The sequence below is a fragment of the Conexibacter sp. SYSU D00693 genome, assembly GCF_017084525.1.
Lineage (GTDB): Bacteria > Actinomycetota > Thermoleophilia > Solirubrobacterales > Solirubrobacteraceae > Baekduia.
The window spans coordinates 1,094,626-1,107,472 of record NZ_CP070950.1; the positions used below are offsets into that span (position 1 = coordinate 1,094,626).

Below are 12,847 nucleotides of genomic sequence, written 5' to 3' on the forward strand. Positions count from 1 at the left end.
CGGGCGTCGGCAGGGCCAGTCCACTCGGGGAGGGCACGACCGCTCCAACCCACCAGGCCGGCGAACGACGCGGTACGGCTAGGCGGCGGCGCCCTCTTGGGCGGCCAGGTAGTCCCGCGGCAGCTTGCGCGAGACGACCTTCGAGACGCCGTCGCCGCCCATGGAGACGCCGTACAGCGTGTCGGCCGCCTCCATCGTGCGCTTCTGGTGGGTGACGACGATGAACTGCGCGTGGTCGCGGTACTCGCGCAGCAGGTCGAGGAAGCGCGAGATGTTGAGGTCGTCCAGCGCCGCCTCGACCTCGTCGAGGATGTAGAACGGGCACGGCTTCGCGAGGAAGACGCTGAAGAGGAAGGCGATGGCGGTCATCGACTTCTCGCCGCCCGAGAGCAGCGTCAGGCGCTTCATCGCCTTGCCGGCGGGCGTGATCTCGATCTCGACGCCGACGTCGTCGTCGGGGTCGAAGCCCGAGGCGCCCTCCGCGGCCTCGGCGTCGGCCGCGGCCTCCGCCGCCGCCTCGGCGGCGACCTCCGCCGTCCCGTCGCCGCTGTCGGCCTCCTGGCCGCCCAGCACCGGCTTGGGCCCGGACTCCTCCCGCACGAGGCGCAGCCGCCCGCGGCCGCCCGGGAAGCAGTGCGCGGCGAGCTCCTCGAAGTTCTTGGCCGCCGCCGCGAAGGTCTCCTCGAAGGTCTCGCGGATCTGGCGGTCGGTGTCCTTGATGAACGTGCGCAGCTCGCGCAGCGCCGTCTCGAGGTCGGTGCGCTGGCGCTCGAGCTCCTCGACGTGGGCCATGGCCTCGTCGTACTCCTGCTTGGCCAGCGGGTTGACCGGCCCCAGCTGCTCACGGCGCTTGACCAGCCGCTCCACGCGGACGCGCAGCGCCTGGCGCTGCTCCTCGTCCAGCGGCTCGGTGGCCGGCTCCGGCGCCAGCCCGAGCTTCTCGCCCAGGCCCTCGAGCTCGTGCGTGGCCTCCGCAGCCTGGTCGCGGACCTGCTGGGCGCGGACCTCGGCGCGGGTGACGGCCTCGCCGCGCTCGCGCAGCATCGCCTGGATGCGCGCCTCCTCGGCGGCGCAGCTGCGCAGCTCCTGGGCGACGCCCTCGCCCTCGGCCCGGTCGGCGGCCAGCTCGGCCTCGACGGCCTCGACGCGGTTGCGCACGGCGTCGAGGGCCAGCTCCAGGACGACGGCGAGCTTCTCGGCCTGCGGCACGAGCGCCTCGTCGCGGGCCAGCGCGGCCTGCAGGCCGGCGATCCGCCGCCGGCGCTCCTCGCGCTCCTTGGCGGCCCGCTCCGCGACGCGCTTCTCGGCCGCCAGCTCGCCCTGCAGCTGCGCGCGGCGCACGGCCGCCTCGCCCTGCTCGGGGGCCTTGCGGCGCTGTTCGATGAGCCACGACGCCTGGCGCTCGGACTCGCGCGCCTCGGCGTGTGCGCGCTCAGCCTCGCGGCGCTCGCGCTCGGCCTCCTCGCGCGACGCGTCGGCCGCGGCGACCGCCTGGCGGGCGGCGTCGACGGCGCCCAGCGCCTCCTGCTCGGCGCGCACCGCCGTCTCGCTGTCGGCGATGAGCGCATCGCGCCGGTTGCGCTCGGCGAGCACGCGCTCCACGCCGCCCTCGGCGGCCTGGCGCAGCTCACCCGTCGCGCCGACCCATGCGCGGCCCGCGGTGGTCACCGCGGTGCCGCGGAACGACGCCGGCACGACCCCGAGGTCCTCGACGACCCAGGTGTCGGCCAGCAGCCGGCGGGCCAGGGACGCCGCCGGGTCGGGCCCGCGGACGAGCTCGGCCAGGCAGCGCGCCCCGTCGACCGGGGCGCCGCCGCCGGCGACCGCCTCGATGGACGACGAGACGAGCGCGCGGCCGCCGTCGGCGCCGGCACCGTCCAGCAGCGCGCCGCCGGCGGTCCGGTCCTCGACGATCGCCGCCGCGAGCCGCCCGTCGAGCGCCGCCGACAGCGCGAGCTCGAAGCCCGGCTCGACCTCCAGCTCGTCGGACAGCGACGCCGCGCCGCCCGTCGCCGACCTAGCGTGCGAGCGCAGGAACTGGTTGGCCCGCGCGAGCTCGGCACCGACGCGCGCGGCCTCCCGGCGCGCGCCCTCGGCCGAGGACTCCGACGCCCGCCGCGCCTGGCGCGCGACCTCGCACGCCGCCTCGGCCTCGGCGAGCTTCGACCGCCGCTCCTCGACCGCCGCCTGCGCCTCCTGCGCCCGGGCGGCCGCCGCCACGCGCTGCTCCTCCAGCGCCGCGAGCTCGCGCTCGAGCGTCGCGGCACGGTCCTCGTCGAGCTGGACGAGCGCCGCCTCCAGCGCCTCGATGCGCTCGCGGCCCTGCTCGTCGGGCTGGTCCTCGGCCTCGGCGGCCTGCAGCGCGCGCAGCTGCTCGCCGCGGCGCACGACGCGCTCGCGGACCGTCTGCGCGGTCTCCTGCGTGCGCTCGAGGCGCAGCTCGATCCGGTCCGCCGAGCCGCGGGCGCGCTCGACGCGCCGCGCCAGCCCCTCGCGCTGCTCGGTGCGCTTGGCCATCGCCTGCTCGGCGGCCTCGCGGCGCACCGCGACCTCGCGCAGCGCGACCTCGGCCTCGTCGCGGGCCGCCCGTGCGGCCGTCGCGGCCGTCTCGGCGGTCCCCAGCTCCTCGCGGCGCGCCCGGACGGCGTCGCGCGCGAGCTCCCAGCGGGCCTCGAGCGTCTGGCGCTCCAGGCGCGCGTGCAGCTCGGCGGCCTCCGCCTGGCGCTTGAGCGGGCGCAGCCGCGAGCGCGCCTCGCGCTCGACGTCCAGCGCGCGGTCCAGGTTGTCCTGCGTGCGCTCGAGCTTGAGCTGCGCCCGGCGGCGGCGCTTGCGGTGCTTGCCCAGGCCCGCGGCTTCCTCGATGAGCAGCCGGCGGTCCTTGGGCTTGGAGGTGACGATCGCCTCGACGCGCCCCTGGGAGACCACGGAGTGCATCTCCTTGCCCAGGCCCGTGTCGGACAGGACCTCGAGCACGTCGGCCAGGCGGCAGCGCGCGCCGTTGAGCCGGTACTCGCCGTCGCCGTTGCGGTCCAGGCGCCGGACGATGGAGATCTCGCCCATCGGCAGGTCCACCGAGGCGTCGGCGTTGTCGAGGACGATCTCGACCTCCGCGCTCGAGCGCGCCTGCACGCCGCGCCCGCCGCCGAAGATGACGTCCTGCATCGACTGGCCGCGGACGGCCAGGGGCGACTGCTCGCCCATCGCCCACAGCACCGCGTCGGTGACGTTGGACTTGCCCGACCCGTTCGGGCCGACGATGACCGAGACGCCCGGGGCGAACTCGAGCTTCGTGCGGTCGGGGAAGGACTTGAAGCCCTTCAGGGCGATGGACTTGAGGTGCATCAGGCCAGGGCCTCCTCGTCGATGGCCTCGAGCGCGACCCGGGCGGCCTCCTGCTCGGCGTGCTTCTTGGAGCGCCCGCTGCCGCGGCCGACCTCCTCCCCGTCGACCCGGGCCGCCACGTCGAACGTCCGGTCGTGCGGGGGCCCGTGCTCCTCCACCACCTCGTACTCCACCACGGCCCCGCGCTGGGCGAGCCGCTCCTGGAGCGTCGACTTGAAGTCCACGGGGAACTGCAGCGCCTGCTCGATCTCCGGCGCGAAGCACTCGACGACCGCCTCGGCGACCGTCTCGTAGCCCGACTGGAGGTAGCACGCCCCGATGACCGCCTCGGTGACGGACGCCAGGACGCGCTCGGTCTCCACGAGCGACGCCGCGTGCTCGGCGCCCTCGGGCGCCGTCTCGCGCATGCGCCGCGGGACCTCGAGGCGCTCGGCGACGCCCCGGCAGGACGAGCCCGAGACGACCTGGGCGCGGATCTTCGTCAGGCGGCCGGCGCCGTAGCGCTCGGCCTCCAGGCGCGGGTACAGGTGCGAGGTGATCGCGAGTCCCAGCACGCTGTCACCGAGGAAGGCCAGACGGGCGTAGGAGTCCGCGCGACGCGGGCTCCACGACGCGTGGGTGAAGACCTGGCGGTAGAGGTCCTCGGGCAGCGCGTCGAGCAGGGCGGTCAGCCGCTCCACCGCCCACCTACGCCGGCGTGCGCTCGAGCACGAAGTCGATCGCCTGGCCGACGGTGAGGATCCTCGCCGCCTCCTCGTCGCTCATCCGGACCCCGTAGGAGTCCTCGAGCTCCTGGACCAGCGTGTAGAGGTCCAGGGAGTCGGCCTCCAGGTCCTCCTTGAACCGCGTCGTCTCGTCGATCCGCGCGGGATCGACGTCGAGCTCGTCGGCCAGGTGGCCCTGGATGAGGGTGAAGACCTCGTCGCGGGTCATGGGTCAGGAGACCGTAGAGGCGGGTTCGGACGCTCCCGAACGACGTAGGGCGCCGGCGGCCTCGAGCGCCTCGTGCGTGCGCCCGACGACGTCCTCGCGCACCCCGCGGGCGGCGAGCTGGATCGCCTGGGAGAAGCCGGCGCGGGTGAAGCGCCCGTGCGGGACGACGCCGAGCGAGCGCAGGCCCAGGAGGTAGGCGCCGCCCACCGCCTCGGGATCGAGGTCGGCCCGCAGGTCGCCCAGGGCGCCACGCAGCAGCAGGCCACCGGCCTTCGCGCGCGCCGACGACGTCGCCGCCCCGCGGATCGCCTCGAGCAGGACCTTCGACGTCCCCTCCATCGTCTTCAGCGCGACGTTGCCCGTGAAGCCGTCGGCGACGACGACGTCCGCCGCCCCGGTCATGAGGCTCGTGCCCTCGACGTTGCCGACGAACTCGAGCGCCACGGAGTCCTTGGCCCGCGCGGCGAGCGCCTCGTGCGCCTCGACGACCGTCGGCGTCCCCTTCGTGGGCTCCTCGCCGTTGGAGAGCAGCGCCACCCGCGGCCGCTCGACGCCGAGCACCGCGGAGGCCAGCGCCGCGCCCATGAAGGCGAACTGGACGAGCTGCTCGGCGCGCACCTCGGTGTTGGCCCCGACGTCGACGAGCGTCACCGGGTTGGCCGGGACCGGGACGGGCAGCGCGAGCGCCGGGCGGGAGATGCCCCTGGCGCGGCGGATGCCGAAGAGCCCCGCGGCGAGCGCGGCCCCGGTGGAGCCGCCGCTGACGACCGTCTGCGCCTCCCCGTCCTTGACCGCCGCCCACGCACGGACGATCGACGACTCGGGATGCCCGCGCACCGCCGCGGCGGGGTCGGGGGCCTTGGCGATCGAGACCGGGGCGTCGACGACCCTGATGGCGTCCTCGCCGGCGACGACCGGCGCGAGCTCCGCGGCGGGGCCGAAGAGCACGACGCGCACGCCCGTGCGCGCCGCCAGCACCGCGCCGTGGGCGACCTCCGCGGGGCCGAGGTCAGCGCCGTTGGCGTCGACCGCGACCGTGACCGTCATCTCGAGGACCGACCGCCGCTCAGGCGGCCGGGCTAGCCGTGGTCGTGGCCGGCGTGCGGATCGGCCGCGACGACCGAGCGGCCGGCGTACGTGCCGCAGTTCGGGCAGACCCGGTGGGGCAGCCGCGGCTCGTGGCACTGCGGGCACGCGTTGTAGGTCGGCGCGCTGATCTTGTGCTGCGCGCGACGCTTCGTGGTGCGGCTGTGCGACTGCTTCTGCTTCGGGACGGCCATGGGCGACGGCGAAGGGTAGCGTGCCCTGGATGGCTGCGCCGTCCGACCTGGTCGTCCGTCCACTGGCCGAGGAGGACGTCCCGGCCGCCGAGCGGGTCGGCTGGGAGGCGCTGCGGGCCCTCTGGCCGCCGGAGTTCGTCCCGCCCGACGACGAGCTGCGGGCCTCCCGCGGCCAGCTGCGCATGCGCCACCTGCGCGCCACGGACCCGGACGGCTGCTTCGTCGCCGAGGTCGAGGGGCGCATCGCCGGCGTCGCGCTCTCCCTGCTGCGCGAGGACGTCTGGGGCCTGTCGCTGCTGGGGGTGCACCCGGACTTCCAGGGCCGCGGCGTGGGCGCCGCCGTCCTCGCCCCCGCCCTGGACCACGGCGCCGGCGCGCGCGGCGGCATCATCGCCGCCTCGACCGACGCCCGTGCGCTCAAGCGCTACGTGCGCGCCGGCTTCGACGCCCTGCCCTGCCTGAGCGCCGCCGGGGCCCTCAACGCCTCGCGCATCCCGGACGGCCTGCGCGCCCGCCCCGGCGACGTGGAGGCCGACCGCGCCACCCTCGACGCCGCCTCGCGCCAGGCCCGCGGCGCGTCGCACGCCGTCGACCTGCCGGCGATCATCGCGATGGGCGGGCGCCTGCTCGTCCACGAGGACCGCGGCTTCGCGGTGGAGCGCGACGGTGCGCCGGTCCTGCTGGCCGCGCTGGACGACGAGGCCGCCACGGACCTCCTGTGGTCCTGCTTCGCCCAGGCCGCCCCGGGCCAGAGCGTCCACGTCGACTTCATCCCCCACGCCAACGACTGGGCCCTGCGCACCGCGCTGGACGCCGGCCTCTCGCTGGGCCACGAGGGCCCGATCTTCGTGCGCGGTTCGACCGGCACGTTCCGGTCCTACCTGCTGTCGGGCGCCTTCCTGTGAGGCTGCGCGACGTCACGCCCCGGGACGTCCCCGCCGTGGCGGCGCTCGTGCGCCGCGCCGACGCCACCCACCTCGAGGCCCATCCGCAGATGGCGCTGCCGACCGTCCTGCAGGAGGAGACCGACTGGCACGTGCGCCTCGCCCGTCACGGCGCCTGGGCCCAGCTGGCCGAGGACGAGGACGGGACGCTCGTCGGCGCCGTGGCGTTCTCCTCGGCCCGCGAGCAGCACCACGACGGTGCGGTCGTCCCCGGCCTCGCCCACCTCAGCGCCTGCTTCGTCGAGCCCGCGCGCTTCGGCCAGGGCATCGGGGGCCGGCTGCTGGTCGCCGCGCACGTCGCGATGCGCGAGCGGGGCTTCGAGCGCGCGCGGCTGTGGACGATCGAGGGCTCGCCGGCCGAGCGCCTCTACGCCCGCCACGGGTGGGTGCGCACGGACGCCCGCGACCGCCACCCCGTGATGGGCGTGGACCTCGTCCAGTACGTGCTCGAGCTGCCGGTGCGCTAGCCGTCGAGCTTGAGCTCGCGCAGCGCCGCCCAGCGAGGGTCCGGCGCGCGCTCGTGCGCGTGGTCGGGGTCCGCGTTGAGGTCGGCCCCGCACTCCGGGCACAGCCCGGCGCAGTCGGGCCGGCAGAGCACCTGCTGGGGCAGGGTCAGCGCGAAGGCGTCGTGCGCCCACGCGTGGAGGTCGAGCAGCTCGCCCTCGACGTACGGGCTGGACAGCTCGTCGCCGCCGCCGGGCTGGTCGACCTCGCGGGCGTCGACCTCGAAGCGCGGCGCCGCCGGCGTGAGGCAGCGCATGCACGGGCCGTCGACCGCCGCGGCGAAGCGCAGGCGCAGCGAGTAGCCGCCGCCGACCATCCGCGAGACGTCGAGCACGGCCGTCACCGGCGAGGGCTCGACGATGTAGGTCTCGGTGCCGAAGGTCAGCGGCTCGAGGACGACCTCGAGCTCCAGGCGCCGCCCCTCCCCCGCGCGCAGCTGGAGACGAGCGAGGTCGAAGGTGTCCGTGCGCGAGGCCATGGATCCAGCGTAGCCCGCGCCCCGGTCAGCGCTAGGACGTGCCGACCTCGTGCTCGCGCAGCTCGCGCTTGAGGACCTTGCCGGTCGCGTTGCGCGGCAGCTCGTCGAGGAAGACGACCTCCCGCGGCACCTTGTAGGAGGCGAGGTTCTGCCTCGTGTAGCCCTTGAGGTCGTCGGCGGTGACCGACCCCTCCTCGCGCAGCACGACGAACGCGCGCAGGCGCTGGCCCCACTGCTCGTCGGGGACGCCGATGACCGCCGCCTCCTCCACCGCCTCGTGGTCGGCGAGCAGGTCCTCGACCTCCCGGGGGAAGACGTTCTCGCCCCCCGAGACGATCATCTCGTCGTCGCGGCCGTCGACGAAGAGCCGCCCGGCCTGGTCGAAGTGGCCGACGTCGCCCGTCGACATCAGCCCGTCGATGACGTCCTTGCCGCCGCCGCCGGTGTAGCCGTCGAAGAGCATCTCGTTGCCCACGAAGATCCGCCCGGTCTCCCCCGGGCCGACCGGCTTGCCCTCGGTGTCGTAGAGCCGGACGACGGTGCCGCGCGGCGGCGAGCCGGCCGTGCCCGGGGCGGCGCGCAGATCGGCGGGCGTGGCGATCGTCGCCCAGGCCACCTCCGTCGAGCCGTAGAGGTTGTAGAGGACGTCGCCGAAGCGGTCCATCGCCCGGATCGCCAGCTCGCCCGGCAGCGCCGAGCCGGAGAGCGCGATGACGCGCAGGCACCGCACGTCGTAGCGGTCGATCGTCTCTGGCGGCAGCTCCATGATCCGCTGGAGCATCACGGGGACGACGACGAGCGCCGTGCAGCGGTGCTGGGCGATCGCGCTGAGCGTCCCCTCCTCGTCGAAGCGCCGGCGCAGCACGATCGTCGAGCTGAGGCTCATGGCCAGGACGAAGTGCGCGAAGCCCCACGAGTGGAACATGGGCGCGGCGATCATCGTGCGCTGGCGGGCGCGCAGGGGGATCTTCGAGAACAGCGCCGCCGCGGGCTCCAGCGAGTCGGGCTGGCGGCGCTGGGCGCCCTTGGGCGTGCCGGTCGTGCCGCTGGTGAGGATGACGACGCGGCCCTTGTCCGAGGGCGCTGTGCGGTCGGCCGGGCTGCCGCGCGCGATGAGGTCCTCGAGCAGCGGGTCCTCCGACGGCCCGCCCGACGCGCCGTCGAACCAGGCGACGTAGCGCCGGCGGTCCTTGGCGGCGTCGGCGACGAGGTCGGCGAACTCCTCGTCGAAGACGATCGCCTTGGGCTGCTCGCGCGCGCAGACGTCGGTCACCTGCGGCTTGGCGAACATCGTGTTGAGGAACAGCGCGTGGCAGCCGAGCTTGGACAGCGCGATGACCGCCTCGACGAAGCCGCGGTGGTTGCGGCAGAGGATCGCCACGTTGTCGCCCTCGCGCAGCCCGTCCTTCGCCCACGCGTCGGCCAGCGCGTTCGAGCGGCGGTGGACCTCGTCGAACGTCAGCTGGCCCAGCTCGTCGACGATCGCGACGTCGTCGGGGTAGCGCGCGGCGCTCGCCGCGTACCCGGCGGCGGGGGTGGGCCCGAAGGCGTGCAGCGCCTTGGCGACCTTCACCAGGCGGTCCGGCCGGACGGGCGCGATGATGCCCGCCTCCGCGAGCGTCTTGACGAGGTGCGCCTTCGCGGAGAGCTGACCCAGGACGTTCACAGGGCCCATCCAACCACCTCGCGGTACGAGGTGGTTCCTGACGCCCTGTCAGCGGCCGCTAGGCGACTTCGGCGGGCTCGTCCTTGCCCGCCAGGCGCTCGCGACCGCGCTGCACGGCCGCGATGAACTTCGAGAGGTTGACCTCGAGCGTGTTGAGGATCTCGTCGGCGTAGTCCTCGGCGCCGAGGCGGATCTCGCGCTCGCGGGCGCGGGCGTCCTCGATGATCTCCTCGGCCGCGCGCTCGGCCTGCCGCGTGACCTCCTGCTCGGAGATCAGCTGGTCCTGCTTGTCGCGCGCCTCCTTGACGATGCGCTCGGCCTCACGCTTGGCCTCCGCGAGCATCTCCTGGCGCTCCTTGACGATCCAGCGTGCCTGCTTGATCTCGTCAGGGATCGTGGCGCGCATCTGATCCAGGATGTCGTAGATCTCCTCCTTGTCGACGCGCACGTCCTCCGTGAGGGGGATGCGCTTCGCGTTGTGAACGAGATCGTCGAGCTTGTCGATCAGGACCAGGACGTCCATGGCTCTCCCTTGTTCGTCACCGCGCGAGCTCCTCCTTCAGGCGCTTCGCGACGGACGGCGGCACGAGCTCGTCGATCGCCCCTCCGAAGGTGGCGAGCTCCTTGACGCCGCTCGAGCTGAGGAAAGAGTACTGCGGCGAGGCCATGAGGTAGAGCGTGTCCACGTCAGGGGCCTGCATCCGGTTGAGCTGGTTCATCTCGAACTCGTACTCGAAGTCCGAGATGGCGCGCAGGCCCTTGACGATCGTCGTGGCCCCGATGCGCCGCGCGAAGTCGACGACCAGGACGTTGAACGGCTCGGCGCGCACGTTGCCCAGGTGCTCGGTGGCCTCGGTGATGAACCCGAGCCGCTCCTCGATGCCGAAGAGCGAGCGGCTCTTGCGCACGGAGAGGTTCACGACGGCGACGACGACCTCGTCGAACTGCTGCGAGGCGCGGCTGATGACGTCGAGGTGGCCGTTGGTGATCGGGTCGTAGGACCCGGGGCAGACGGCGATGCGGGGGCGGTCGGTCATGCGTGGTGGATGCGAAGGCGCGTGTCGCCGTACCGGCGGTCGAGGACGACCGGCAGCCGCAGCTCGAGCGGGGCGCGCCGATCGCTCTCGCAGACGACGCGGGCGCCGGGAGCCAGGAGGTCCGGCAGCGTCTCCGAGAGCTCGGGCCCCAGCCCGGGTGCGTCCCGGTACGGGGGGTCGAGGAGGACCAGATCGTATGTGTCGCCACGCGCGAGTGCGTCCCGGAGGGCGGCGCGCGCGTCGCCGGGGCGCACCGCCGCCTCCGGCGGGCCGAGGCCGAGGGCGTTGAGGTTGGCCCGCAGGACGCTGAGGGCGCGGCGGTCGCGCTCGACGAACAGGGCGCTGGCGGCGCCGCGGCTCAGCGCCTCGATGCCCAGCGCTCCGGAGCCGGCGAAGAGGTCCAGGACGGCGTCGCCGTCGAGCGGGCCGAGCGAGCTGAACAGCGCCTCCCGGACGCGGTCGGCGGTCGGGCGCGTCGCCGTCCCCGGTGGGGCCTGCAGGCGGCGGCCGCCGAAGCGCCCGGCGACGACCCTCATGCCGCGACCGGCTCGGCCTCGAGCAGCGCGAGCGCGTCGGCGAGGAGGGCGTGCTCGGGGTGCTCCAGCGCCGGGTCGGCCTGCAACAGCGCTTGCGCGCGGGCGTGGGCGCGGGCCAGGACCTCGGCGTCCTCGGGCAGCCGGGCGACCCGGAAGCGCGCGAGCCCCGACTGCCGGGTGCCGGTCAGCTCGCCCTCGCCGCGCAGCTCGAGGTCGATCTCGGCCAGGCGGAAGCCGTCCCGGTGCTCGGCGAGCGCCTTGAGGCGCACGGACTCGGCGGGCCCGAAGAGCAGGCAGAGCGACGGGTGCTCGCCGCGGCCGACGCGCCCGCGCAGCTGGTGCAGCTGGGAGATGCCGTAGCGCTCGGCGTCCTCGACGAGCATGACCGTGGCGTTGGGGACGTCGATGCCGACCTCGATGACCGTGGTGGCGACGAGGACGTCGGCCTCGCCGGCGGCGAAGCGCGCCATCGTCGCCGCCTTCTCGGCGGGCTTGAGCTGGCCGTGCAGGAGCACGACCTCGAAGTCGCGCAGCTCGCCCTCGCGCAGGCGCTCGAACTCCTCGGTCGCGGCACGGGCCTGCAACGCCTCGGACTCCGACACGAGCGGGCAGACGACGTAGGCCTGGCGGCCGGCCTCGAGCTCCTCGCGGATGCGCTCGTAGGCGCGGGAGCGCTCGCGCTCGGTGGAGCAGACGTGGGTGGCGATGGGCTGGCGGCCACGGGGCAGCTCGCGCAGCGTCGTCACGTCCAGCGCGCCGAAGGAGGCCAGGCGCAGCGTGCGCGGGATCGGCGTGGCGGTCATGTGCAAGACGTGCGGGGTGCGGCCGGCGGGCGCCTTGGTGTCCAGGGCGGCGCGCTGGCGCACGCCGAAGCGGTGCTGCTCGTCGACGACGACCACGGCGAGGTGGTCGAAGGCGACGGGGTCCTCGATCAGCGCGTGGGTCCCCACGACGACGCCGAGCTCGCCCGAGGCCAGGCCGGCGAGGACCTCGCGGCGGCGGGCAGCGCTCGTGGAGCCCGTGAGCAGCGCGGCGCGCACGCCGGCCGATTCGGCCAGCAGGCCGGTCTGCGCGCTGCCGGGCAGCAGCTTCTGCACGGTGGCGAAGTGCTGCTCGGCCAGCGTCTCGGTCGGCGCCATGAGCGCCGCCTGGCCGCCGTGCTCGACCGCGCGCAGCATCGCGTGGAGGGCGACCACGGTCTTGCCCGACCCGACCTCGCCCATGAGCAGGCGCTGCATCGGCCGGTCGCGGGCCAGGTCGGCGTCGACCTCGGCCATCGCGTTGACCTGGTCGCCGGTGGGCGCGAAGGGCAGCAGCTCGTCGCGCCAGCGGGCCGAGAGCGACGGCGGGTCGGCCAGCGGCGTGGCGCGCAGGCCGGCGCGGCGGGCCTCGCGCAGGCGCAGCTGGACGACCTGGTCGAGCAGGAGCTCGTCGAAGGCCAGCCGGCGCCGTCCCTCCTCGGGCTCGTCGCCGTGGGCGGCCAGCAGCGCGCCGGCGACGTCCGGGAGCTCCTCGTCGCGGCGCAGCGCGGCCGGCAGCGGCTCGGGGGCGTCGAAGGCGGCGTGGCGGTGCTCGCGCACGAGGGCGAGCAGCTGGGGCGAGGTGATGCCCTTCGTCGCGGGGTACTGCGCCACGGCCTCGCCCTCGGCGCCGACCGCCTCGTCGGTGCGCGCGTGGGTGTTGACCCGGAAGCGGTTGCGGGCCTGGAACTTGCCGTGCAGGACCAGCCGGGTCCCGGCCGGGTACTGGCGCGCGAGCCACGGCTGGTTGAAGAACGTCGCCTTCATCACGCCGGTGGCGTCGGCGACGGTCGCCTCGACCAGGGGCTTCATGCCGCGCCGGCGGACCGGGCGGCTCGTGATGGAGCGGACCTCGACGACGACGGTCGCGACCTCGTCGACGACGAGCTCGTCGATGGTGCGGGCCTCGCTCGTGGCCCGCGGCAGGTGCAGCAGGAGGTCGCCGACGGTGTGGAGGCCGAGGGTGGCCGCGGCCTCGGCGGCGGTGGGCGGCGTGACGGTGAGCGGCGCGCGCCACGCGGACGGGCGCGGCCAGCGGACGGGCGCGGCGAGGAGCTCGTCGTGGTCGAGCTCGCGGGTCTCGCCGAACGCCAGCGGCACGGGCTGA

13 protein-coding genes are annotated in these 12,847 nt (G+C 75.1%); 2 read left to right on the forward strand and 11 right to left on the reverse strand.

The genetic code is table 11. The features are described from left to right. Positions 1-78: 78 nt before the first annotated feature. Genes JUB12_RS05535 through rpmF form a run of 5 tightly spaced genes read right to left on the reverse strand, consistent with a single transcriptional unit; the run spans position 79 to position 5,555 of the window. A complete protein-coding gene (locus tag JUB12_RS05535; RefSeq protein ID WP_205698628.1) occupies positions 79-3,342 on the reverse strand; it encodes a chromosome segregation SMC family protein in 3,264 nt (1,087 codons plus the stop codon). Then, positions 3,342-4,022: a ribonuclease III family protein gene (locus JUB12_RS05540; protein ID WP_205698629.1), complete on the reverse strand. Its 681-nt coding sequence runs from the start codon at positions 4,020-4,022 to the stop codon at positions 3,342-3,344. Before JUB12_RS05540 ends, JUB12_RS05535 begins: the two co-directional genes overlap by 1 nt. Before the next feature lie 7 nt (positions 4,023-4,029). After that, positions 4,030-4,275: an acyl carrier protein gene (gene acpP / locus JUB12_RS05545; protein ID WP_205698630.1), complete on the reverse strand. Its 246-nt coding sequence runs from the start codon at positions 4,273-4,275 to the stop codon at positions 4,030-4,032. A gap of 3 nt (positions 4,276-4,278) precedes the next feature. Further along, positions 4,279-5,322, reverse strand: coding sequence for a phosphate acyltransferase PlsX (gene plsX / locus JUB12_RS05550; RefSeq protein WP_205698631.1), 1,044 nt, complete (start codon positions 5,320-5,322; stop codon positions 4,279-4,281). Positions 5,323-5,354: 32 nt separating this feature from the next. Then, a complete protein-coding gene (rpmF, locus tag JUB12_RS05555) occupies positions 5,355-5,555 on the reverse strand; it encodes a 50S ribosomal protein L32 (RefSeq protein ID WP_205698632.1) in 201 nt (66 codons plus the stop codon). Positions 5,556-5,584: 29 nt separating this feature from the next. On the opposite strand from rpmF, the gene JUB12_RS05560 reads away from it, so the two are divergent. Further along, complete coding sequence (locus JUB12_RS05560) at positions 5,585-6,460, forward strand: GNAT family N-acetyltransferase (protein WP_205698633.1); 876 nt, start codon at positions 5,585-5,587, stop codon at positions 6,458-6,460. Then, positions 6,457-6,966, forward strand: coding sequence for a GNAT family N-acetyltransferase (locus tag JUB12_RS05565; protein WP_205698634.1), 510 nt, complete (start codon positions 6,457-6,459; stop codon positions 6,964-6,966). Before JUB12_RS05560 ends, JUB12_RS05565 begins: the two co-directional genes overlap by 4 nt. On the opposite strand, the gene JUB12_RS05570 is transcribed toward JUB12_RS05565, so the two are convergent. From JUB12_RS05570 to JUB12_RS05595, 6 genes are read right to left on the reverse strand one after another with little or no spacing between them, the layout of a single operon-like run. Beyond that, positions 6,963-7,481 (reverse strand): DUF177 domain-containing protein, encoded by a 519-nt coding sequence (locus tag JUB12_RS05570; protein ID WP_205698635.1) that lies wholly within the window; start codon positions 7,479-7,481, stop codon positions 6,963-6,965. The two genes, JUB12_RS05565 and JUB12_RS05570, sit on opposite strands and share 4 nt — an antisense overlap. A 31-nt stretch (positions 7,482-7,512) precedes the next feature. Then, entirely contained in the window at positions 7,513-9,156 is a 1,644-nt protein-coding gene (locus JUB12_RS05575; RefSeq protein ID WP_205698636.1) for an acyl-CoA synthetase, read from the reverse strand. A gap of 49 nt (positions 9,157-9,205) precedes the next feature. Beyond that, the gene (locus JUB12_RS05580; protein WP_205698637.1) at positions 9,206-9,670 is read right to left on the reverse strand and encodes an ATPase; all 465 of its coding nucleotides are present in this window, start codon (positions 9,668-9,670) and stop codon (positions 9,206-9,208) included. 16 nt (positions 9,671-9,686) lie between these two features. Then, entirely contained in the window at positions 9,687-10,184 is a 498-nt protein-coding gene (gene coaD, locus JUB12_RS05585) for a pantetheine-phosphate adenylyltransferase (RefSeq protein WP_205698638.1), read from the reverse strand. Next, entirely contained in the window at positions 10,181-10,720 is a 540-nt protein-coding gene (gene rsmD / locus JUB12_RS05590) for a 16S rRNA (guanine(966)-N(2))-methyltransferase RsmD (RefSeq protein WP_205698639.1), read from the reverse strand. The genes coaD and rsmD overlap by 4 nt, the downstream gene beginning before the upstream one ends. After that, a complete protein-coding gene (locus JUB12_RS05595) occupies positions 10,717-12,840 on the reverse strand; it encodes an ATP-dependent DNA helicase RecG (protein ID WP_205698640.1) in 2,124 nt (707 codons plus the stop codon). The genes rsmD and JUB12_RS05595 overlap by 4 nt, the downstream gene beginning before the upstream one ends. Between the last annotated feature and the right edge of the window lie 7 nt (positions 12,841-12,847).

Coding starts and splice junctions, on each gene's coding strand:
- JUB12_RS05535 (WP_205698628.1), bottom strand. CDS start 3,342: ATGCACCTCAAGTCCATCGCCCTGAAGGGCTTCAAGTCCTTCCCCGAC.
- acpP (WP_205698630.1), bottom strand. CDS start 4,275: ATGACCCGCGACGAGGTCTTCACCCTCATCCAGGGCCACCTGGCCGAC.
- plsX (WP_205698631.1), bottom strand. CDS start 5,322: ATGACGGTCACGGTCGCGGTCGACGCCAACGGCGCTGACCTCGGCCCC.
- rpmF (WP_205698632.1), bottom strand. CDS start 5,555: ATGGCCGTCCCGAAGCAGAAGCAGTCGCACAGCCGCACCACGAAGCGT.
- JUB12_RS05560 (WP_205698633.1), top strand. CDS start 5,585: ATGGCTGCGCCGTCCGACCTGGTCGTCCGTCCACTGGCCGAGGAGGAC.
- JUB12_RS05570 (WP_205698635.1), bottom strand. CDS start 7,481: ATGGCCTCGCGCACGGACACCTTCGACCTCGCTCGTCTCCAGCTGCGC.
- JUB12_RS05575 (WP_205698636.1), bottom strand. CDS start 9,156: ATGGGCCCTGTGAACGTCCTGGGTCAGCTCTCCGCGAAGGCGCACCTC.
- JUB12_RS05580 (WP_205698637.1), bottom strand. CDS start 9,670: ATGGACGTCCTGGTCCTGATCGACAAGCTCGACGATCTCGTTCACAAC.
- coaD (WP_205698638.1), bottom strand. CDS start 10,184: ATGACCGACCGCCCCCGCATCGCCGTCTGCCCCGGGTCCTACGACCCG.
- rsmD (WP_205698639.1), bottom strand. CDS start 10,720: ATGAGGGTCGTCGCCGGGCGCTTCGGCGGCCGCCGCCTGCAGGCCCCA.